Origin of the sequence: Streptomyces sp. NPDC049577, assembly GCF_040675635.1 — a bacterium.
Lineage (GTDB): Bacteria > Actinomycetota > Actinomycetes > Streptomycetales > Streptomycetaceae > Streptomyces.
The window spans coordinates 1-22,261 of record NZ_JBFAPH010000062.1 but is presented as its reverse complement, the minus strand read 5'-3'; the positions used below and the strand labels follow the sequence as shown (position 1 = coordinate 22,261).

The following is a 22,261-nucleotide window of genomic DNA, read 5'->3' as shown; positions in this document are numbered from 1 at the left end:
GATGCCGACCATGGGGTAGCTGACCGCGGACCCGTCCATGATCGCCGAGCCGGGGACGGGACCGGACACCGGCCCACCGCTTCCGGCAGTCCGCGGGTGGCGGAGGCCTGGTCGGCGGCGCGGGCGAGCGCCGGCAGGCCGGCGGCGGCGTCCGCGCCGGCCCGGGAGGGCAGCCGGTGGGCGAGGTCGCCGGTGGTGCCGGTGAGCGCCTGGACGGTGGTGGAGTAGGCGGTGTGGACGGCCAGGGCGTCCCCGGGGCCCTCCAGGGCCCGTCGGCGCACGTCGGGGAAGGCGTCGAGGCGGCGGAGCACGGACGGGGGCGCGATGCCGCGGAAGCGCTCGATCTGCCCGTCCACGCGGTCGCGGCGGTCCTCGGGGATGGCGGCCGCCGGGCCGTTGCCGCGGCCGCCCGCGACGTACTCGGTGACGGTGTCGCGCTCGTCGGCCAGGGAGTGGGCGAGGGCGGCGGCCGCGGCGTCGGTCCGGCCCAGGTCGGCCAGGTGCCGGGACTCGGTCAGATCGCGCAGGGCGTCGGCGATGCCGAAGGCGCTCGCGCCGAGGACGGTGAGCGAGACGAGGGCGACGGACGCGACGAGCCTGGTGCGCACCCGGGCGGTGCGCTCCGGCACCGCCGTGGTCTGCTGCTCGCGCCGGCCACCCCGAAGCCGCTTCTTCCGCACGGGTGCTCACAATCTGTTCGCGTCCGACCCTCCGTCACCCGCCGCGCATCCCCCCGGCAAGTGCCCATCTGGTAAACCGCCCGGCACGCCGGAAGGATGCGCGCCGGAGGCCGGGGAAATGCCGGGGAAAATCAGTCATCCGGCACACTGGCCGCATGCGCATCGCACTCGCCGCTCAGCCGGGTGATCCGGGCCGCCCGAACGAGGACTTCGTCTCCGTCGCCCTCCCGGCGTCGGGCGCGGGCGGGGCGCTGGTCCTGCTGGACGGGGTGACTCCGCCGCCGGACGGGGTGACGGGGTGCGTGCACGACGTGCCGTGGTTCACGGCGCGGCTGGGGGCGACCCTGCTCGAACTCCTCGCCGGGCACCGCGAGCTGACGCTCGGCCAGTGTCTGACCGAGGCCGTCTCCCGCACGGCCGCCGCGCACGGCGGCTGCGATCTGACGCACCGGCGCACGCCCCAGGCGACGGTCGTCCTGGCGCGGTGGGACGAGGAGCTGCTGGAGCACCTGGTGCTCTCGGACTCCGTGCTGCTCGTCGAGTCCGCCGACGGCTCGGTGACCGCCGTCCGCGACGACCGCATCGAGCGCCTGGCCCGCCTCGGTCCCGTCACCGACGACCAGCGCAACGCGGAGGGCGGCTTCTTCACGGCCGCGTCGGATCCGTCCGTCGCCGACCGGGCGGTCACCGGCCGCCTGGCGCGCCGGGACGCACGGGCGCTCGCGGCCCTGACGGACGGCGCGGCGCGCTGGGTGGAGGTCTTCGGGGAGGGGGACTGGGCGGCGTGCTGCGGGCTGCTGGCGAAGGAGGGCCCGGACGCGCTGATCGAGCGGGTGCGGGAGGCGGAGCGGGGGGCGCCGCCGCGCGGGAAGCGGCACGACGACGCGACGGCGGTGTACGTCGAGCTGTGACGCCCCCGCCCCGGGTCACGACTCCGCGCGCTCGTTCAGCTGGTGCAGCAGCCGGGCCAGCTCCGCGATCTCCGCGCGGTCCCAGTCGGCCAGCTTGCTCATGTACTGCGCGCGGCGGGCGTCCCGCACCCGGGTGAAGCGCGCGCGGCCCTCGTCGGTGAGGCGGATGAGGGAGGCGCGGCCGTCCGCGGGGTCCGGCTCGCGGGCGACGAGGCCGAGCTCCCACAGGGCGCGCAGCTGCCGGCTCATGGTGGCCTTGCCGACGCCGAAGTACGCGGCGAGGTCGGTGGCCCGCTGCCGGCCCGCGTCCTCCAGACGGACCAGCAGGCCGTAGGCGGCCGGCTCCAGGTCGGGGTGGACCTCGCGGGCCATCTCCCCGGAGGACGCGCGGGCGCGGCGCAGGAAGACGGCCAGCTCGCGTTCCAGGGCGAGGAACGCCTCGTGGTCCACGCCACTGCCGCCACCAGGGCACGGGGAACTGGTCGGGTGCACGTCAGGGGCCCTCTCCGGCTTTTCCAGGCGCTGAAAGTTCTTCCGGTCGCGGCGCGTCGCCGCAGCTGGGCCAGTATTTCGCAGGATTAGACCAACGGCAGCACCCCGGGGCCCTATCCCGGGCGCGTCTACGCCCGTAGCGTCAGTTGTATGGCATGGTCACACCAACCATAGGCCCGTGCCGACTCCCCCACGAGACCCCCCAACGCGCATCCCCCCACGAGATCCCCCCACGGATCCGACTGAGGCCCCGGAGGCATCATGCCCGCGCATCGCTCCGGTCCGGCCCGCCGCAGACCCCCCGCGGCGGCCGGCGTCATCCTCTCCCTGCTGTCCGTCCTCGCCCTCCTGCTCACCCTGCCCCAGGCGGCGGGCGCCGCGGTCCGCGGCCGGCAGCCCCGTCCCACCCACCCCGAGCAGGACTGGATGGGCGCCACCGTCCGCGCCCACGAGGGCGGGCACCGGTCCGCCCCGGCCACGCTGATGAGCACGGTCGAGGGCGTCGACGTCAGCAGTCACAACGGCAACGTCCCCTGGTCCTCCCTCCGGAACAGCGGCGTGCGGTTCGCGTACGCCAAGGCCACCGAGGGCACCAGCTACACCAATCCCTACTTCACCCAGCAGTACAACGGCCCCTACGACGCCGGCATGATCCGGGGCGCGTACCACTTCGCGCTGCCGGACAACTCCAGCGGCCGGGCCCAGGCGAACTACTTCGCCGACCACGGCGGCGGCTGGTCGTCCGACGGGAAGACGCTGCCCGGCGTGCTCGACATGGAGTACAACCCCTACGGCTCCAACTGCTACGGCATGAGCGCCAGCGCGCTGGTCAGCTGGATAAGGGACTTCTCCGTGACCTACCACTCCCGCACCGGGCGGGACCCGGTGATCTACACGTCCACCGTCTGGTGGAAGACGTGCACGGGCAACTACGGCGGCTTCGGGTCCGTCAACCCGCTATGGATCCCGCGGTACTCCTCCTCGGCCGGCGAGCTCCCGTACGGGTGGTCCTTCCACACCTTCTGGCAGTACACCGACACCGGCTCCACCGTCGGTGACCGCGACCGCTTCAACGGCTCGCTGAGCAGGCTCCAGGCCCTGGCCGACGGCTGACGGCCGACGACCGACGGCAAGGAGGGCGGGCCCCCGGCACATCGGCGCCGGGGGCCCGCTCGTCACGCGTACGGGGTGTCAGCCACAGGCGCCCGCGGGGCGGGTGCGGGTCACCAGGTCGGTGTAGCCGGTGGTGCCGTCGATCCACACCACCTGCTTGCCGCCGGCCGCGGCGGCCGAGATCTGCTCACCGCGGTTGCAGGAGACCCGGCCCCTGGCCGAGCCGTCGGTGCCGAACTGCCACAGCTTGGCCGTGGACTCGTTGCGGTAGGCGGTGTCGGGCAGCTGCGAGGTGACCGTCACCGCCTCCTCGGAGGCGGTCAGGTCGTAGGCGTGGAGGGCGGCCTCACCCTGCTCCTTGCTGATGTCCACCACGCCGGTGCCGTCCAGGCCGGCGCGACGCACGGCCATCCGGCCGTCGTCCTGCACCTCGTCCACCAGCCAGAAGACGTACTTGCCGGTGATGCCCGTCTGGCCGACGCGGTTCGGCGTGCCGAGCTGGCCCATCAGCGTGGTCCTGCCGGTCTTGAGGTCCAGCACCTCGGTGCCCATCCGGTACGCGTCGTTCTCGGGGTAGAGCTTGGCGTAGGCGATGCGGCCGTTGCTCAGCGACGGCAGGGCCGTGGCCAGGTCGGCGTTCCCGCCGTCGACCCAGGTCGGCTCCTTGTCACCGGTGCGCAGATAGCCGACGTGACGGCTGCCGAAGATGTCCGTCGACTCCAGGACCACGACGCCGCCCTCGACCCGCAGGCCGGAGACGAAGCCCTCGGTGCCGTAGAGCTTCTTGACCGGGCCGCCGGCCAGCGGTCGCGACAGCACGTCCACGCCCTTGGGCCCGACCGCCGTCCAGACCACCGTCCTGCCGTCCGTGGCCGGGTTGACGTGGTAACGCCCGTCGTTGGGGCTGATCAGCTTCGGCGAGCCCGAGCCGTCCGCGCGGCCGGCCCACACCGAGTACGCCTCGGAGCCGTCGTCGTTCGACTTGGCGGTGGCCCACCAGCCGCCTCCGGCACCCACGGTGCTGTCGGAGGTGTTGAGCCGGCCGAGGAGCTGGTCGGAGTCGACGCCCAGGGCCTGCTCCCAGTTGGGCACGATGCCGTGCGCGTTGAAGGAGCGCTTGACGGTGTTCAGCGCCTTGGCCGGGACCTTGAGGTCCTTGGCGGCGGCGAGCACCGCGTTGCGGCCCTCGGTGAAGCCGTCGAGCGGCGTCATGTACTCCGTCAGCGCCCGGTAGACGATCTTGTCGGCGAGGGTGCCGCCGAGGTCCTGGCGCATGTCCCACAGGGCGCCCGAGAAGATCGTGGAGTTCAGGTGGACGCCGCCGGAGTCGGTGGCGTAGCCGACGCCGAGGAAGTTCTTGGAGGTCGTCGCGCCGTCGTTGAGGTCGCGGATGGCGCAGTCGCGCGCGGACTTGCTGCGGCAGAGGTCCTCACCGAGCAGGCCCGCGTTCGGGTCGTCCATCGACATTCCGCTGGCGTCCACGTCGATGGCGTTGCCGAAGTAGTCCGCGAGGGCCTCGTTCATGGCGCCGGACTGGCCGGCGTAGACGAGGTTGGCGCTGTTCTCGACGACGCCGTGCGTCATCTCGTGGCCGACGACGTCGAGGTCGGCGGAGAGCGTCTTGTACTCCTTGTCGCCGCCGCCGTACACCATCTTGGTGCCGTCCCAGAAGGCGTTGACGTACGGCATCCCGAAGAAGGTCACGCCCACCAGGGAGTTGATGGTCATGCCGCGGCCGTCGAGGCTGTCGCGGCCGTGCACGTTCTTGTAGTAGTCGTAGACCTTGCCCGCGGCCCAGTGCGCGTCGACGGCGCCGGCCTCGGTGGCGTCCTTGCCGAAGGCGGGGGTCGGCGAACCGAACTCCTTGACGCCCTCGGGCCAGCGGCCGGACGACTCCAGGACGTCCCTGCCGCGCGCGTCCCAGGTGGTGATCAGGTTCTTGCTGCCGTCCCGCATGCGCGCGTGGTCGCTCATCACGTACTCGTTGCGGGCGGCGTCCAGGGCCAGGCCGAGCTCGACGGTGGTGCCGTCGTACTTGACGCCGCTGCCGACGACGCCGGGCTGCCCGGCACCGCCGTCCCCGGCGGTCTTTCCGGAGGTGCCCGCCGCCTGCGCGGGGCCGGGGCCCTGGGCCGGGGCGGCGGCCAGGCCGAACGTCTTGAGACCGCTGTACTGCAGGACCGGGTAGCCGGCCTTGGCGTCGATGTAGACCTCGCGCAGCACCGGCCGGCCGGTGGCCGGGTCCACGCCGCGCACGGTGACGTGGTGGGTGAGCACGCCGGCGCCCTTGGGCAGCACGACCAGGCCGTGCGCCTCACCGGTCAGGGCGTTCTTGCCGGGCTTCGTGAGCTTCTTGCCGGCGAGCTGCGCGGTCGTCGCGCCCACCGCGCGCCGCACGGCGAGCTCCGCGCTCACCTCGGGCGTGGTGTCCACCGTCAGGGCGGTGAAGTACCGGCCGGACGTGCCGGTGACGACGCGCTTGCCGTCCTTCTTCTCCATCCGTACGACGTACTGTCCCCCCAGGACGTCGACGCCACGGTGCTTCTGCTGGAGCCGGACCGTCTCCGACGCGCCGGAGGTCTGCGTCCGCAAGGGCCGCAGATCGCGGCCCGGATCGGCGATGTGGTAGCGGCCCTTGTTCCCGGCGAGATAGCCGCGGGCCGCGTCGGCGGCGCTGCCGCCGGCCTGCGCCGCTTCCCTGATCCCACCGACCAGGGAAGGGGTGGAGGTTCCCTTCCCGGGCACCACCTCGGCGGGGTCCCCACCCGCCGGGGCCGCGATCGCCTGCGCGGGTACCGCGGAGACGACGAGGGCGGCAGCGCCGACGAGCGCTGCCGCCCCTGCTATGCCGCTCTTCGCGGCGGATAAGGCGCTGGGTCTGCCGGAACGTGCACTGGCCTTGCGCAAGGAGTTCCCCCTCCGTACGTGCCATGTGTTGCGGTCGCGGCATATGCAAGCCGTGAGACGGCGGGGGATCAATGGTGCGTACGGTTCAGGGGGCGACTTTCGGCCTGGAAGGGAGGGCCTGGCGAGGCCGGCAGCCGCGCAGTACAGCGATACGCACGGCCGGCAGGACACGCCGGGGCCGGCCGGACCCGTATCCACCCCCGGGCCTGCTACGCGGCCAGCGGCACCTCCGCCTCGGCCGGTGTGAGGGCCAGTTCCAGGACCTGGCGGACGTCCGAAACCGGGTGCACGTCGAGCTTCTGCAGGACCTCCGCCGGGACGTCGTCGAGGTCCGGCTCGTTCCGCTTGGGGATGATCACGGTGGTGATGCCGGCCCGGTGCGCGGCGAGCAGCTTCTGCTTGACGCCTCCGATGGGCAGGACTCGGCCGGTCAGGGAGACCTCGCCGGTCATCGCCACCTCCGGGCGGACCTGGCGGCCGGAGAGGAGCGAGGCCAGGGCCGTGGTCATGGTGATGCCCGCGCTCGGGCCGTCCTTGGGGACCGCGCCCGCCGGGACGTGCAGGTGCACGCCGCGCTCCTTGAAGTCACCGACGGGGAGCTCCAGTTCGGCGCCGTGGGAGCGGAGGAAGGACAGGGCGATCTGGGCGGACTCCTTCATGACGTCACCGAGCTGGCCGGTGAGGGTCAGGCCCGCGCCGCCGGTCTCGGGGTCGGCCAGGGACGCCTCGACGAAGAGGACGTCGCCGCCGGCGCCGGTGACGGCCAGGCCCGTGGCCACGCCGGGCACGGAGGTGCGCCGCTCGGCGGGGTCCTGGGCGGACTCCGGCGTGTGGTGCGGCCGCCCGATCAGCGGGCGGAGCTGGTCCGCGCCGATGGTGAACGGCAGTTCCTGCTCGCCGAGTTCGTGCCGGGCCGCGACCTTGCGGAGCAGCCGGGCGATGGCGCGTTCCAGGTTCCGCACGCCTGCCTCGCGCGTGTACTCGCCGGCGAGCCTGCGCAGGGCGTCGTCCTCGATGACGACCTCCTCCGGCTCCAGGCCGGCCCGCTCCAGCTGGCGGCGCAGCAGGTGGTCGCGGGCGATGACGACCTTCTCGTCCTCGGTGTAGCCGTCGAGGCGGACGAGCTCCATGCGGTCCAGGAGCGCCTCGGGGATGGCTTCGAGGACGTTGGCCGTGGCCAGGAAGACGACGTCGGACAGGTCCAGCTCGACCTCCAGGTAGTGGTCCCGGAAGGTGTGGTTCTGGGCCGGGTCGAGGACCTCCAGCAGGGCCGCGGCAGGGTCGCCGCGGAAGTCGGAGCCGACCTTGTCGATCTCGTCGAGCAGGACGACCGGGTTCATCGAGCCGGCCTCCTTGATCGCCCGCACGATGCGGCCGGGCAGCGCGCCGACGTACGTACGGCGGTGGCCGCGGATCTCGGCCTCGTCGCGGACGCCGCCGAGCGCGACCCGGACGAACTTCCGGCCCATCGCGCGGGCCACGCTCTCGCCGAGCGAGGTCTTGCCCACGCCGGGCGGGCCGACGAGCGCGAGCACCGCGCCCCCGCGCCGCCCGCCGACCACACCCAGCCCCCGGTCGGCGCGCCGCTTGCGCACCGCCAGGTATTCGGTGATCCGTTCCTTGACGTCCTCCAGGCCCGCGTGGTCCGCGTCGAGGACGGCCTTGGCGCCGGGGATGTCGTAGGCGTCCGCGCTGCGCTCGTTCCACGGCATCTCCAGGACCGTGTCGAGCCAGGTGCGGATCCAGCCGCTCTCCGGGCTCTGGTCCGAGGCGCGCTCGAGCTTGCCGACCTCCTTCAGGGCGGCCTCGCGCACCTTCTCGGGCAGGTCGGCGTCCTCGACGCGGGCGCGGTAGTCCTCGGTCTCGCTGTCCGGGTCGCCGTTGAGCTCGGCGAGCTCCTTGCGGACGGCCTCCAGCTGGCGGCGGAGCAGGAACTCCCGCTGCTGCTTGTCGACGCCCTCCTGGACGTCCTTGGCGATGGACTCGGCGACGTCCTGCTCGGCGAGGTGGTCGCCGAGCCACTTGACGGCCAGCTTGAGCCGGGCCACCGGGTCCGCGGTCTCCAGCAGCTCGACGCGCTGGGCCACGGTGAGGAAGGGCGAGTAGCCGGAGTTGTCGGCGAGCTGGGCGACGTCGTCGATCTGCTGGACGCGGTCCACGACCTGCCAGGCGCCGCGCTTGCGCAGCCAGCTGGTGGCCAGCGCCTTGTACTCCTTCATCAGCTCGGTGACCGCGCCGGGCAGGGGGTCCGGGGTGATCTCCTCGATCCGGGTGCCCTCCACCCACAGCGCGGCCCCGGGGCCGGTCGTCCCGGCGCCGATGCGGACGCGGCCCACGCCGCGGATGAGCGCGCCGGGATCGCCTCCGGAGAGCCTGCCGACCTGCTCGACCGTGCCGAGCGTGCCCACGCCGGCGTATGTGCCGTCGATGCGCGGCACCAGCAGCACGCGCGGCTTGGCACCGCCCGCGGACGCGGACGCCGCCGCCTGCGCCGCCTCGACCGCCGCCCGGACCTCGGTGTCCGACAGGTCGAGGGGTACCACCATCCCGGGCAGGACCACCTCGTCGTCGAGCGGCAGCACGGGCAGGGTGAGCGGTGTGGACGTCGAAGCCATGATCTCCCCTTCGGCAGGCAAGTTGAGCTACACGGACTCAATGCTTGCCGCCGCCCCGATGTTCCCCCGCATGCGTTCGCTGTGAGCGATCACCGGGCGCCGGCGCCTGCGCCGCCGTTGCGGCGGGAAACAGGGGCCGACCCCTCCGTCCCCGCCCCGGCGCTGATCAGCGCCGGGGCGGGGAAAGGGGTGGCGACGGGGTGCGGTCCGTGGCAGCCGGTGGGGCCGGCAGCGTGTCGTGGGCGGCGGCGGGCTGGTCCGGGATGCGGGGCGGCCCCGGCACGCCCCGCCCGGTGGCCGCGTCGCGGATCAGGGTGCGGCACGCGACGCCCGTCAGCAGGGCGATCGGGTGGCCCCAGGCGGCCAGCGGGTCCGCGAGCTCGACGAGGTCCTGGGCGCACATCGCGGCGGCCAAGGCCATGATCACCCACTGCGAGCGGCGGGCGAGCAGGCCGGAGAGGGCCCCGACGCACGCCATCACGCCGAAGCTGATGCCGTAGTCGAGGCGGTGCAGCGACGCCTCGGGCAGCCGGCCCGCGGCCACCGCGCCCGCGACCGGCAGCTCGGTGGCGAGCGTGGCCAGGACGTGGCCGAGGAGGAAGACCCCGGCCGTGCGGGCCGCGCCCACGCGGCGCTCCAGCGCGGTCGAGACGAGGACGAAGACCGGGCCGTACGCGGAGTACAGCCCGCCGGCGACCCACAGGGCGCTGGTGATGAGGACCAGCAGCGGCTGGTCGGCGAGATGGGCGCCGTCCGTGCTGGATTCGCGCAGCAGCCGGTTGACGGTGGCCGGGTCGCCGACGTCCGTGTAGACGGCGGTACCGAGCAGGATCAGCCCGTACCAGAACGTGAAGGGCGTGCCCAGCGGCGTCGGCAGCAGCCGCCCGGAACGGCGCAGGGCGTCAACCGGAGTCACTCGGGCGAGCCCCTTTCCGCGCGCTTCCCCCAGGCTCTGAACATTAAGGTGCACGGCCGGTCGCGGAATCAAGCCGTGGCCGTGACTCGTCCCACCTTTGTCAACCTCCTGACGCTTGGCATGACACCCCGACGACACGAGGAGCCGCGAATGAACGACACGGCCGTTACGCCCACCGTCATCGAACGCCGCGAGGGCCCGTACGGCGAGGTGGTGCTGCGCCGGCGCGGGCGCCATTTCGAGATCATCGCCAATGGCTGCTTCCTGATGGACACCTCCGACGGCCGGTCCGAACGGCGGCTGGTCGACGCCGCGCTGGCCGCGCTCCCGGCCGGCCGCGCGGAGCCGTCCGTACTGATCGGCGGCCTCGGCGTCGGCTTCTCGCTGGCGCGGGCGGCCGCCGAGCCGCGCTGGGGCCGGATCACCGTCGTGGAACGCGAGGCCGCCGTCGTGGACTGGCACCGCACCGGCCCGCTGGCCGCGATCACGGCGGAGGCGCTCGCCGACCCGCGCACGGAGATCGCGCATACCGATCTGGTGACACATCTGCGCACGTCCCGCACCCGCTACGACGCCCTCTGCCTGGACATCGACAACGGTCCGGACTGGACCGTCACCGAGGACAACGACGACCTCTACTCCCCCGCCGGACTCGCCGTCTGCCGGGAGCGGTTGACGCCCGGTGGGGTGCTCGCCGTGTGGTCCGCGCAGCCCTCGCCGGCGTTCGAACAAGCCCTCCGGAATGCCGGTTTCGCCGGGGTTGAGACCGAAGAGATCACGGTTGCCCGGGGCGTCCCGGACGTCGTCCACCTCGGCGTCCGCGCCGCGTAGCCGACCCCGCCCGGCTGCCCTTACCCTGCTTGCCACAGCCGCAGGGCTGGCAGGGTGAACAGCACGGAAGACGCTAGGGGCGGGGCGCATGGAGCAGACACACATCGGCCCGAACGGCGCCACGGCCTCCGCGGGGGCGCAGCGCCGCGTACTGATCGTCGAGGACGACCGCACGATCGTCGACGCGATCGCGGCCCGGCTGCGGGCCGAGGGGTTCCAGGTGCGCACGGCCGGCGACGGGCCCGCCGCCGTGGACACCGCCGAGGCGTGGCAGCCGGACCTGCTGGTCCTGGACGTCATGCTGCCCGGCTTCGACGGCCTGGAGGTCTGCCGGCGAGTCCAGGCGCGCCGCCCGGTGCCCGTCCTGATGCTCACCGCGCGTGACGACGAGACCGACATGCTCGTGGGGCTGGGCGTCGGCGCGGACGACTACATGACGAAGCCGTTCTCGATGCGCGAGCTCGCGGCGCGGGTGCACGTGCTGCTGCGCCGCGTCGAGCGGGCCACGCTCGCCGCGCACACGCCGCGCAGCGGCATCCTGCGGCTGGGCGAGCTGGAGATCGACCACGCCCAGCGCAGGGTGCGGGTGCGGGGGGCGGACGTGCACCTGACGCCGACCGAGTTCGACCTGCTGGTGTGCCTGGCGAACACCCCGCGCGCGGTCCTCTCGCGCGAGCAGCTGCTCGCGGAGGTGTGGGACTGGGCCGACGCCTCCGGTACCCGCACGGTGGACAGCCACATCAAGGCCCTGCGCCGCAAGATCGGCGCGGAGCGGATCCGCACGGTCCACGGGGTGGGGTACGCGCTGGAGACGCCCGCCGCATGAGCGACATCGCATGAGCGGCACCCCCTCGCGCCCCGGGCTGTGGAGCCGCCTCTGGGAGGCACTGCGGCCGGTCGACCCGTACCGCTCGGTCAAGGCCGCGCTCGGGGCGCTGGTCGTCGGCTCCGTGGTGATCACGACGTTCCTGGTGTTCGTCGCGATCCACTCGGCGACCGAGCTGCGGGTGATCACGGTCTTCTCGATCATCGCGTCGCTGCTGATCACCCAGTTCGTCGCGCACGGCCTGACCGCCCCGCTGGACGAGATGACCGAGGTCACCCGTTCGATGGCGCAGGGCGACTACACGCGGCGGGTGCGGACGGGGCGGCGGGACGAGTTCGGGGACCTGGCCCGGGCCTTCAACCGGATGGCGGCCGATCTGGAGGCCGTCGACACCCAGCGCAAGGAGCTGGTCGCCAACGTCTCGCACGAGCTGCGCACCCCGATCGCGGGGCTGCGGGCCGTGCTGGAGAACGTGGTGGACGGCGTCTCGGCCGCCGACCCGGAGACGATGCGCACGGCGCTGCGGCAGACGGAGCGGCTGGGGCGGCTGGTGGAGCAGTTGCTGGATCTGTCCCGGCTGGACAACGGCGTGGTGCCGCTGCGGGCGCGCCCCTTCGAGGTGTGGCCGTATCTGGCGGGGGTGCTCAAGGAGGCGTCGATGGTCTCGGGCAGCGGCTCCTCGCCGCGCGCCCGCAAGGACGTGCACCTGCACCTGGACGTCTCGCCGCCGGAGCTGGTCGCGCACGCCGACGCGGAGCGGCTGCACCAGGTGGTGGCGAACCTGGTGGACAACGCCGTCAAGCACAGCCCGCCCCACGGCCGGGTGACGGTCCGGGCCCGCCGGGGCGAGGGTCCCCAGTCGCTGGCGCTGGAGGTGGTGGACGAGGGGCCCGGCATCCCGGAGTCCGAGCGGGACCGCGTCTTCGAGCGGTTCAACCGGGGCAGCTCCTCCCAGCAGGGGCCGGGCACGGACGGCGGAACGGGCCTGGGGCTGGCGATCGCCCGCTGGGCGGTCGATCTGCACGGCGGGAGCATAGGTGTGGCCGAGTCCCCCCGGGGCTGCCGCATCCGGGTGACCCTTCCGGGCAGGCCCAAAGATCAGACTTGACGTAGGGTCGGTGGAGGAGGCACACATCCGACCGGATGTGGGGCAGGATTTTGCGAACCCAGGAAACCTTCGGGGTCCCTCGGGTTCCGCGGAACCACGTGTGTTTCCCGCCGAGCCATGCCCTGAAACGCAGCGGCGAATGTGACTTAGGCGACGACTGGCCCGGGTGGCCTGCATCAGGGGTCCGGACAGGCGTAGCCTTTATTCCCGCTGTCCACCACCTTAGGAAGCGGAAGAGGGCGGTTGCCGCCGTGTCGCCACAGTCCCCCAACACCTCGTCGAGCGTCTCGACCGACCAGGACGGGCAGGGCAAGAGTCCTGCTGATGTCTTCGGTCCCAACGAGTGGCTCGTCGACGAGATCTACCAGCAGTACCTCCAGGACCCGAACTCGGTCGACCGAGCCTGGTGGGACTTCTTCGCCGACTACAAGCCCGGCACCTCCGGTGCGGCGCAGGTAGCCGAGGGCGCGCCGGGCGCGTCCCCGGTCCAGTCGGCGGCCGCCCCGGCCGCCGCCGCGCCGCAGGCTCCGGCCCCGGCGACGACGCCCGCCGCTCCGGCCGCCGCCGCGCCGGCCCCGGCCGCGCCGCAGGCTCCGGCCGCCCCGGCGAAGCCCGCCGCCGCTCCGGTCAAGCCGGCCGCCGCCCCGGCGGCGATGCCCGCCGCCAAGGCGGCCGAGGCTCCCTCCGGTACCGAGTTCGTGACGCTGCGTGGCCCGTCGGCCGCGGTCGCGAAGAACATGAACGCCTCGCTGGAGCTGCCGACGGCCACGTCCGTCCGCGCGGTGCCGGTGAAGCTGCTGTTCGACAACCGCATCGTCATCAACAACCACCTCAAGCGCGCCCGCGGCGGCAAGGTCTCCTTCACGCACCTCATCGGCTTCGCCATGGTGCAGGCGCTGAAGCTGATGCCGTCGATGAACCACTCCTTCACGGAGAAGGACGGCAAGCCCACCCTCGTCAAGCCCGAGCACGTCAACCTCGGCCTGGCGATCGACCTGGTCAAGCCGAACGGCGACCGGCAGCTGGTGGTCGCGGCGATCAAGAAGGCCGAGACCCTCAACTTCTTCGAGTTCTGGCAGGCCTACGAGGACATCGTCCGCCGCGCCCGCGTGGGCAAGCTGACGATGGAGGACTTCACCGGGGTCACCGCGTCGCTGACCAACCCCGGCGGCATCGGCACCGTGCACTCCGTGCCGCGCCTGATGCCCGGCCAGGGCCTGATCATCGGCGTGGGCGCCATGGACTACCCCGCCGAGTTCCAGGGCACCTCCCAGGACGCCCTGAACAAGCTGGGCATCTCCAAGGTCATGACCCTGACCTCCACCTATGACCACCGGGTGATCCAGGGCGCGGCCTCCGGCGAATTCCTGCGGATCATGCACCAGCTGCTGCTCGGCGAGAACGGCTTCTACGACGAGATCTTCCAGGCGCTGCGCATTCCGTACGAGCCGATCCGCTGGCTCAAGGACATCGACGCCTCGCACGACGACGACGTCACCAAGGCCGCCCGGGTCTTCGAGCTGATCCACTCCTACCGGGTGCGCGGCCACGTCATGGCCGACACCGACCCGCTGGAGTACCGCCAGCGCAAGCACCCCGACCTGGACATCACCGAGCACGGGCTCACCCTGTGGGACCTGGAGCGCGAGTTCGCGGTCGGCGGCTTCGCCGGCAAGTCGATGATGAAGCTGCGCGACATCCTGGGCGTGCTGCGCGACTCGTACTGCCGCACCACCGGCATCGAGTACATGCACATCCAGGACCCGAAGCAGCGCCGCTGGATCCAGGACCGCGTCGAGCGCCCGCACTCCAAGCCGGAGCGCGAGGAGCAGCTGCGCATCCTGCGCCGGCTGAACGCGGCGGAGGCGTTCGAGACCTTCCTGCAGACGAAGTACGTCGGCCAGAAGCGCTTCTCGCTGGAGGGCGGCGAGTCCGTCATCCCGCTGCTGGACGCCGTGCTGGACGCGGCCGCCGAGGCCCGTCTGGACGAGGCCGTCATCGGCATGGCCCACCGCGGCCGCCTCAACGTGCTGGCCAACATCGTCGGCAAGTCCTACGCGCAGATCTTCCGCGAGTTCGAGGGCAACCTCGACCCGAAGTCGATGCACGGCTCCGGCGACGTGAAGTACCACCTGGGCGCCGAGGGCACCTTCACCGGTCTGGACGGCGAGCAGATCAAGGTCTCGCTGGCCGCCAACCCGTCCCACCTGGAGACCGTCGACCCGGTCGTCGAGGGCATCGCCCGCGCCAAGCAGGACATCATCGGCAAGGCCGGCACGGACTTCACCGTCCTGCCGATCCAGCTCCACGGCGACGCGGCCTTCGCGGGCCAGGGCGTGGTCGCGGAGACGCTGAACATGTCGCAGCTGCGCGGCTACCGCACCGGCGGCACCGTGCACATCGTCATCAACAACCAGGTCGGCTTCACCGCGCCGCCGGAGTCCTCGCGCTCGTCGATGTACTGCACCGACGTCGCCCGGATGATCGAGGCGCCGATCTTCCACGTGAACGGTGACGACCCGGAGGCCGTGGTCCGCGTCGCGCGGCTGGCCTTCGAGTTCCGCCAGGCGTTCAACAAGGACGTCGTCATCGACCTGATCTGCTACCGCCGCCGGGGCCACAACGAGGCCGACAACCCCTCGTTCACCCAGCCGCTGATGTACGACCTGATCGACAAGAAGCGCTCGGTGCGCAAGCTGTACACCGAGTCGCTGATCGGCCGGGGCGACATCACGCTGGAGGAGGCCGAGCAGGCGCTGCAGGACTACCAGGGCCAGCTGGAGAAGGTCTTCACCGAGGTCCGCGAGGCCACCGCCGCCCCGGCGACGGGCGAGGCCCCGGCCCCGCTGGACGGCTTCCCGGTCGCGGTGGACACCGCGATCTCCCAGGAGGTCGTCAAGCGGATCGCCGAGTCCCAGGTCAACCTGCCGGAGAACGTCACCGTCCACCCGCGTCTGCTGCCGCAGCTGCAGCGCCGGGCGGCCAGCGTCGAGGACGGCACGATCGACTGGGCCACGGGCGAGACCCTCGCCTTCGGCTCGCTGCTGATGGAGGGCACCCCGGTCCGGCTCGCCGGCCAGGACTCCCGCCGCGGCACCTTCGGCCAGCGCCACGCGGTGCTGGTGGACCGGGAGACCGGCGAGGACTACACCCCGCTGCTCTACCTCTCCGAGGACCAGGCGCGCTTCAACGTCTACGACTCGCTGCTCAGCGAGTACGCGGCGATGGGCTTCGAGTACGGCTACTCGCTGGCCCGCCCGGACGCGCTGGTGATGTGGGAGGCGCAGTTCGGTGACTTCGTCAACGGCGCCCAGTCGGTGACGGACGAGTTCATCTCCTCCTCCGAGCAGAAGTGGGGCCAGACCTCCGGCGTCACCCTGCTGCTGCCGCACGGCTACGAGGGCCAGGGCCCGGACCACTCCTCGGCCCGCATCGAGCGGTTCCTCCAGCTGTGCGCGCAGAACAACATGACGGTCGCCATGCCGACGCTGCCGTCGAACTACTTCCACCTGCTGCGCTGGCAGGTCCACAACCCGCACCACAAGCCGCTGATCGTCTTCACCCCGAAGTCGATGCTGCGTCTGAAGGCCGCGGCGTCGAAGGTGGAGGAGTTCACCAGCGGTCGCTTCCGCCCGGTGATCGGTGACGACACCGTCGGGGCGGAGGACGTCCGGAAGGTCGTCTTCTGCTCCGGCAAGGTCTACTACGACCTCGTCGCCGAGCGGGAGAAGCGCGGCGCGAACGACACCGCCTTCATCCGCCTCGAGCGCCTGTACCCGCTGCCGGGTGCGGAGCTCCAGGCCGAGATCGCCAAGTTCCCGAACGCCGAGAAGTACATCTGGGCGCAGGAGGAGCCGGCGAACCAGGGTGCGTGGCCGTTCATCGCGCTGAACCTGATCGACCACCTGGACCTGGCGGTCGGCGCCGACGTCCCGGCCCGGGAGCGGCTGCGGCGGATCTCCCGTCCGCACTCCTCCTCCCCGGCGGTGGGCTCGGCGAAGCGCCACCAGGCGGAGCAGGCGCAGCTCGTGGCCGAGGTCTTCGAGGCGTAACGGCTGTCCGGCCTGCGGTTCCGACGAACGGGGGCCCGCACCACTTCGGTGGTGCGGGCCCCCGCCGCATTCCCGGCTCCTACCCCAGATACGGCTCGAAGTCCCAGTAGGGGCGGACCCGCTGGCGGGCGGAGAGGGTGTGGGGGTGCTGGGCGCCCAGGGTGCGGGTCAGGCGCTGGAGGGCGTCCTCCTCGACCTTGCCCGCCTCCTCGTGCTCGCGCAGGCCGCGGAGGTCCATGGCGAGGGCGACCTCGCAGGAGAGCGTGAAGGGATGGTCCTCGCCGAGCGCGTGCCGGGCCCGGCGCACGGTGTCCCGGCTCAGCTCCTGCGCGCTGTCCAGGCGGCCGGTGAAGTTGCGCCCGGCGGCGGCGTTGAGGGCACAGCCGAGCACCCAGGGGTGGTCCTTGCCGAGGGAGGCGGACAGCCCGGCGTAGGCGGCCTCGAACATGGTGAGGGCCTCGGACCGCTCGCCGGCGGCCTGGAGGATCAGACCGGTGTTGGAGAGCATGCCCGTGCTGATGGGGTGGGCCGGGCCCAGCAGATCGCGGAAGCCGGCCTCGCCCTCGGCGATGAGCTCGCGGGCGTGCCCGAGGTCGCCGTGTTCGCGGGCGTGGTTGCCGTAGTCGACGACGAGGCCGAGGGTGGCGTAGTGGCCGCGGCCGTGGATCTTCTCCATCTGTTCGACGAGGCCGGCCATGACGGCGCCGACGTCCTGGAGGCTGCCGGCGCGGCGTTCGCACAGCACGAGGTTGTGCCGGGCGCGCAGGGTCTGGGGGTGCTGCGGGCCGAGGACCTGGATGTGCAGCCGCATGCCGAGCTCCTGGCGGGCCAGGGCGTCCCGGTAGCGGCCCATCAGCCGCAGGTCGCGGGCGCAGGCGATGCCGGAGACGAGGGTGGCGGCGTGCCGGGCGCGCAGCAGGGTCTCGCGTTTGCGGAGGGTCTCCAGGTCGATGTCGTACGCCTCGGAGTAGCGGCCGAGCAGGCGCAGTCCGACGCCGAGGTTGTGCTGGGCGAGCAGGGTCAGGTAGTCGTCGGGGCCGAGGAGTTCGAGCGCGGCCTCCAGGACCTCCCGCTGCATCTGCAGCGCCTCCGCGTACTGGCCGAGGTAGCGCTGGTCGGCGGCGAGGCTGCTGGTGGCCGTCATCAGGCTGGTGCGGTCGGCGCCGGGCAGGGCACGGAGCCGGTCCAGGCAGGCGTGGTCGAGCTCGTAGGCGGCGCGGAAGGCGCCGTGGGCGCGCAGAATGTTGGTCTGCCAGCGGGTCAGTTCGAGCAGGCGCGGATGCTCGGGAGGGAACATCTCGCTCCAGCGCTCGCGGACCTGCTCGGCCAGGTCGACGCCGGTGCGGAACTCGCCGCTGCGCAGGCAGTAGCGCAGCAGGTTGAGCACGGTCTCCTGGACGCCCTCGTGGGTGCTCTCCAGGGCACCGGAGGGCTCCAGGTGGGGCAGGAGTTCGGCGTAGCGCGGCCAGAGGCGGGAGTCCTGGGGGTTGCCGGGATCGGCGGCGGCGAGCATTCTGCGGACGACCTGGCGGTGCATCGCGCGGTCGGCGGGCGAGGTGAGGCGGCCGACGATGTCGTGGACGATGCGGTGCATGTGCACCGACTCCTGCTCGGGGCCCGGCTCCTCGCCGGCCAGCACGCTGCGGGTGTCGCGGGTGATGACGGAGTAGTTGACCAGGGTGTCCAGGGCCCGGGTCCAGCTGGGCAGGTCGGTGGCGAGCCAGGTCAGGCCGTCGGGCAGCTGGGCGGGCGGCAGGTGGCGGACCAGGCCGATGGGGATGCGGCCGGGCGCGAAGGAGGCGCACAGGGAGAGCAGTTCGACGGCGTGCGGCTGGGTCTCGCGGAGCCGGTTGATCAGTATCGACCAGGAGGTCAGGGAGGAGCGGGGCACGCCGTCGAAGCCGCCCTGGTCGGCGAAGCCGGAGAGCTGGCCGTCGCGGACGAGACGCAGGTAGTCGGCGACCTCCATGTCGGACTCGCCGAGCCAGGCGGCGGCCTGGACGAGGGCCAGCGGGATGTCGGCGAGCTCGGCGGCGACCTCGTCGGCCTGCTCGGCCGTGAGCCGGGGGGCGCGGCGCATCAGATAGCCGGTGCTCTCGTGCCGTTCGAAGCTGGGCACCTCGACCATGAGGGCGCCGCTCTCGGCCCAGCTGCGGTTGCGGGAGGTGATCAGGACGTGGCCGGGGCCCTCGGGCAGCATGCCGGTGGCGCCCTCGATGTCGTCCCAGCCGTCGAAGACGAGCAGCCAGCGGTGGTACGGCTCGCCGCGGCGCAGCGCCTCGTGGACGGCGCGGATGCGCTCGCCGGGCTCGGAGCCGCTGGCCAGGCCGAGCTCGGGGGCGAGCTCGCCGAGGTGTTCGCGCAGGGTGCCGCGGGTGTCGGAGTTGACCCACCAGACGACGTCGTAGTCGGAGCTGAAGCGGTGGGCGTACTCGGCGGCCATATGGGTCTTGCCGATGCCGGACATGCCCAGGAGGGCGACGACGGCCGTGCCGTGGTCGGCGTCCATCAGATGTTCCTGGAGCCGGTTGAGGAGGTCGTCGCGGCCGGTGAAGCGGACGTTCCGGCGGGGGACCTCGCCCCAGATGGCCGGGGGGTCGTTGGGGTAGCGGGAGCCGGGGCCGGGGGGCAGCGCGCGGCGGGCGGCGACGGCGGGCAGGCCGAGCCGGGACAGCAGCCTGCGCTCGGCCTCCTGGGCGCCGATGCCCCACAGGTCCACCGGCTCCAGGACGGCGGTGGCGGGCAGCAGCGCCCGGTTGGTGAGGTTGACGGCGGCGAAGCGCTGGGCGTTGGCGGCGACGATGCCGCGCAGCGCCTCGTTCCACTCGCCCTCGCGGCGCGGGCCGAGCTGGAAGAACCAGTCGCTGAGGACGAGCAGTATCCGCCCGGTCGCCAGCAGCAGGTCGCCCAGGGAGGTCTCCAGCGGCACCTCGCGGCGGGGGTCCCAGCGGTGCAGGGTGACCCGGTGGCCGTGGCTCTCCAGCCGGTGGGCGATCCAGGTGGCCCAGGGCCGGTGGAAGCCGGCGAAGACCACGACGAAGTGCTCCCCGGCCGGCTCCCGCCCCGCACCCGGGCCGGCCGTCTGCCGCTGCGAACGCTCGCTCAACTCGCTCACGCGCCCGTCTCCCTCGCTCCGTCGCGCCGCGCCGGCCGGTGGGCCCGGCACGGCACGAGATTACTGTACGTGACAGAGGGGTGACGCACCGCCGCTTCCGGCGGACTGGTCGCCCTCCCGTCCCAGGCCCGCTAGGTGCCGCTCCATGCCTATCGCGAACTGGCGTCCTGCGGCAGTGAGTTCGCCGGATTCCAGCAGGATGGGCAGGGCCGCCGCGACCTGTTCCCGGTAGTCGTCCCGGCGTGCCGCGGCCGCCCGCCGGGCGCCGGGCGGGCGGGTGCGGCGGCCGGCGGCCCGGGCCCAGAAGTCGGCCAGCGCGAGGTGCGCGTAGGTGCCCTGGAGCACGGCCGCGAAGGGGCGCGGGTCGGCCCGCCACGCGACCCGGTGGCGGGCCGCCGGTCCGCCCCGGTGCAGGGGCACGAGGTCGTGGAGGACGGCCAGCTTGCCGTGCTGCGTCTCGTGGACCAGCACCTCGGCCAGGCCGGCGGCCGTCTCGGGCCATGTGGTGAGCACGGCGCCGGGGGCGGCCCGGAGGGTGGCGCTCACGGGTCCGGACCGCGCCCCGTGGCGGCCGGTGCGGGCGAGGGGGACGACGCAGCGCAGCAGGGCCGTCGTCTCGGCGGCACGGGCCGGGTCGGTGGCGTGCAGGAGGCTCAGGGCCGCGCGCCACAGTCCGCTCCACGCCTCGTGGTCGTCCGGGGGTGCGGGCGGCAGGGCGGTGTGGCCCACGCCGCCGGGCGGGGCGCGGTGGGGGTCGAGGTCGTCCAGGCGCGCGTCGCTGCCGGGCAGGGTCGCGAGGCCCTGCCAGCCGGGCCCGGATCCGGACACCTGGCCGGCGGCCCGCAGCAGCACGGCCCCGGGGTGCCCGTCCTCGGCGGTCAGCCGTACGGTGCGGGCGCGGGCGGTCAGCCGTACGCTCGCCCCGGCGTGGCGGAGGCGGCCGGTGCCGGGCAGGGCCAGGGAGCCGCCGGGGGCCGGCAGGTCGAGCGTGAAGTCCAGGCCGCAGCGGACGGCGGCGGTGGCCGCGACGGCGCCGAACCGGTCCAGGCGGCGCGCCAGGGCCTCGCCGTCCGGGGCGGCCAGGGCGTCGGCCAGCCAGATGCCGACGGCCGGGTAGTCGAGGGTGCGGCGCGCCGCGCCCCCGTCGAGGGACTCGGCGCGCTCCAGCAGCCGCCAGTGCTCCTCGAAGCGCTCGCGGGCGGTCTCCGGCACCGCCGCGGGATGCTGTTCCAGCCTGGTCAGCAGTGATTTGAGCAGGACCAGCCGCCTGCTGTGCAGGCCGCGCCGGAGCAGCGCGAGGTCGTCCGGCGCGGAGCGGGTGCGGGCGAGCCGGGCGAGGGTGCCCCGCCCCGTCACCCGGGTTCCCGTGCGGCGCGCGGCCCGTCGGACAGGGTCTCGTTGCCGCTCGAGTACCAGATCTCCCACCACTCCCCCGGGTGCCGCAGGGCGCTCTCCACCGCCGCCGACAGGTCCGGGTCCGCCATTCCGCGCAGTGCCCGCAGGCCGACGCCGGTCAGGTCGGGCAGCGGCGGGACCGCCGCGCCGTCCGCCGGGCCGACCGCAGCGGCGTACGTGTGCTTCGGCACCGTCTTCTCCTCCCTGCCACGGCTGCACGGTTCTTCCCAACGTCGGTCATACGGAAACGCGTTCGGTCACGCGTCGGCGAGACGGGCGAGGCTCTCCCGGGTCGCCCGGACCTCCTCCCAGGGTGCCTCCGCGAGGTGGTCCGAGAGCTCGTGCCAGGCCTGGAGGGCGTCGCGGTAGGCGGCGAGGGCCGCCTTGCGCAGGCCCATGCGTTCCAGGGCCGTGCCGTAGCCGTGCGCGGCCCGCGCGGCCACCAGGGAGCCCTGGCCGGGGCGGGTCCGGGCGCGGGCCTCCTCGCCGGCGGCGGCGAAGGCGGCCGCCGCGTCGGCCAGGGGGACGGCCGCGGACTGCTCGGCGAGGGCGAGCCGCGCGAAGCCCAGGGCCAGCCACGCCTCGGCCCGTACGTCCCCGTCGCCGGCCCGGCGGGCGGCCTGTTCCAGGAGATGGCAGCTCTCGTAGAGGTCGGGGAGGAAGCCGAGCAGGCGGAAGCGGGCGACGAGGGCGCGGCCGAGCAGGAGCTGGGCCTCGCCGCGCAGCGGCGAGCGGCCGGGGCTCACGGCGAACGCCTCGCGCAGCACGGCCTCGGCGCGCCGGGCGGCCGCCGCCGCCCCGGAGCCGGGCCGGCCGGGTCCGGCCCCGGGGGCGGGCGGGGGCGCGACCGCCCGTTCCAGCAGGGAGCGGCCCCATTCCAGGAGGAGTTCGCAGCGGCGGGTGCCGTGCGGCTCGGTGAGGGAGACGGCCGCCGCGTAGGCGTCGTCGGAGTCGGTCCAGGAGGGGACTCCGGCGTGGACGCGGGCCTGTTCGGTGAGGCAGTGCAGGCGCTGGAGGTCGTCGGTGGCCAGTTCGTGGGCGCGGGCGAGCACGGCCAGGGTCCGCCCGGCGGGGGCCGCGGTGCGGCGCAGGGCGCGGGCGAGGTCGAGGAGGGCGGCGCAGCGCTGCACGTCGGGGGCGTCCTCCCGGTCCAGGAGGTCGCAGGCGGTGGAGAGTTCGCGTACCGCGTCGGCCGCCTCGGCGGAGCCCGGGACCAGGCCGCGTCGCGCGGGTGCCCGATCTCCGCGCGGCTGCCGGGCGGCGCCCCCTCCAGCGGCCACCAGCGCTCCAGCCAGGCGGC

The 22,261-nt window shown here is 73.4% G+C and carries 14 protein-coding genes and 1 pseudogene; 6 read left to right on the top strand and 9 right to left on the bottom strand.

What is annotated here, in order from left to right; translation table 11 throughout:
* A partial coding sequence (locus AB0K09_RS10405; RefSeq protein WP_366064898.1) for a nitrate- and nitrite sensing domain-containing protein occupies positions 1-680 on the bottom strand: 680 nt, incomplete at its 3' end.
* A 155-nt stretch (positions 681-835) separates the two neighbouring features.
* Between AB0K09_RS10405 and AB0K09_RS10400 the strand changes: the two genes are divergently transcribed.
* Positions 836-1,591 carry a hypothetical protein gene (locus AB0K09_RS10400; RefSeq protein ID WP_366064897.1) on the top strand — a complete coding sequence of 252 codons (756 nt, stop codon included), beginning with the start codon at positions 836-838 and terminating at the stop codon, positions 1,589-1,591.
* 15 nt (positions 1,592-1,606) lie between these two features.
* Here AB0K09_RS10400 and AB0K09_RS10395 read toward each other — a convergent pair whose 3' ends face one another.
* Positions 1,607-2,083 carry a MarR family transcriptional regulator gene (locus AB0K09_RS10395; RefSeq protein ID WP_366064896.1) on the bottom strand — a complete coding sequence of 159 codons (477 nt, stop codon included), beginning with the start codon at positions 2,081-2,083 and terminating at the stop codon, positions 1,607-1,609.
* 261 nt (positions 2,084-2,344) lie between these two features.
* Here AB0K09_RS10395 and AB0K09_RS10390 point away from each other — a divergent pair, with 261 nt between their 5' ends.
* A complete protein-coding gene (locus AB0K09_RS10390) occupies positions 2,345-3,196 on the top strand; it encodes a lysozyme (protein ID WP_366064895.1) in 852 nt (283 codons plus the stop codon).
* A 78-nt stretch (positions 3,197-3,274) separates the two neighbouring features.
* On the opposite strand, the gene AB0K09_RS10385 is transcribed toward AB0K09_RS10390, so the two are convergent.
* From AB0K09_RS10385 to AB0K09_RS10375, 3 genes are all read right to left on the bottom strand, one after another.
* A complete protein-coding gene (locus tag AB0K09_RS10385) occupies positions 3,275-6,043 on the bottom strand; it encodes a M4 family metallopeptidase (protein ID WP_366064900.1) in 2,769 nt (922 codons plus the stop codon).
* A 269-nt stretch (positions 6,044-6,312) separates the two neighbouring features.
* Positions 6,313-8,718: an endopeptidase La gene (gene lon / locus AB0K09_RS10380; protein WP_366064894.1), complete on the bottom strand. Its 2,406-nt coding sequence runs from the start codon at positions 8,716-8,718 to the stop codon at positions 6,313-6,315.
* Between the two features lie 166 nt (positions 8,719-8,884).
* Positions 8,885-9,634, bottom strand: a complete 750-nt coding sequence (locus AB0K09_RS10375; protein ID WP_366064893.1) for a rhomboid-like protein — start codon at positions 9,632-9,634, stop codon at positions 8,885-8,887.
* A gap of 150 nt (positions 9,635-9,784) precedes the next feature.
* On the opposite strand from AB0K09_RS10375, the gene AB0K09_RS10370 reads away from it, so the two are divergent.
* The 4 genes from AB0K09_RS10370 to AB0K09_RS10355 all read left to right on the top strand — a co-directional run bounded on the left by AB0K09_RS10370 (position 9,785) and on the right by AB0K09_RS10355 (position 16,451).
* Complete coding sequence (locus AB0K09_RS10370) at positions 9,785-10,465, top strand: spermidine synthase (RefSeq protein WP_366064892.1); 681 nt, start codon at positions 9,785-9,787, stop codon at positions 10,463-10,465.
* An 88-nt stretch (positions 10,466-10,553) separates the two neighbouring features.
* The gene (locus AB0K09_RS10365) at positions 10,554-11,291 is read left to right on the top strand and encodes a response regulator transcription factor (RefSeq protein WP_366064891.1); all 738 of its coding nucleotides are present in this window, start codon (positions 10,554-10,556) and stop codon (positions 11,289-11,291) included.
* 10 nt (positions 11,292-11,301) lie between these two features.
* On the top strand, positions 11,302-12,399 hold the full coding sequence (locus AB0K09_RS10360) for an ATP-binding protein (protein WP_366064890.1): 1,098 nt from the start codon (positions 11,302-11,304) through the stop codon (positions 12,397-12,399).
* A 251-nt stretch (positions 12,400-12,650) separates the two neighbouring features.
* Entirely contained in the window at positions 12,651-16,451 is a 3,801-nt protein-coding gene (locus AB0K09_RS10355; protein ID WP_366064889.1) for a multifunctional oxoglutarate decarboxylase/oxoglutarate dehydrogenase thiamine pyrophosphate-binding subunit/dihydrolipoyllysine-residue succinyltransferase subunit, read from the top strand.
* Between the two features lie 79 nt (positions 16,452-16,530).
* Here the strand turns inward: AB0K09_RS10355 and fxsT are convergent, their stop codons facing one another.
* From fxsT to AB0K09_RS10335, 4 genes and pseudogenes are all read right to left on the bottom strand, one after another.
* The gene (gene fxsT / locus AB0K09_RS10350; protein WP_366064899.1) at positions 16,531-19,557 is read right to left on the bottom strand and encodes an FxSxx-COOH system tetratricopeptide repeat protein; all 3,027 of its coding nucleotides are present in this window, start codon (positions 19,555-19,557) and stop codon (positions 16,531-16,533) included.
* A 69-nt stretch (positions 19,558-19,626) separates the two neighbouring features.
* Positions 19,627-20,922 carry an HEXXH motif-containing putative peptide modification protein gene (locus tag AB0K09_RS10345; protein ID WP_366064888.1) on the bottom strand — a complete coding sequence of 432 codons (1,296 nt, stop codon included), beginning with the start codon at positions 20,920-20,922 and terminating at the stop codon, positions 19,627-19,629.
* Positions 20,919-21,152, bottom strand: coding sequence for a hypothetical protein (locus AB0K09_RS10340; RefSeq protein ID WP_366064887.1), 234 nt, complete (start codon positions 21,150-21,152; stop codon positions 20,919-20,921). Before AB0K09_RS10340 ends, AB0K09_RS10345 begins: the two co-directional genes overlap by 4 nt.
* 66 nt (positions 21,153-21,218) lie before the next feature.
* Positions 21,219-22,261: pseudogene (locus AB0K09_RS10335) on the bottom strand (hypothetical protein); the annotation flags it as partial.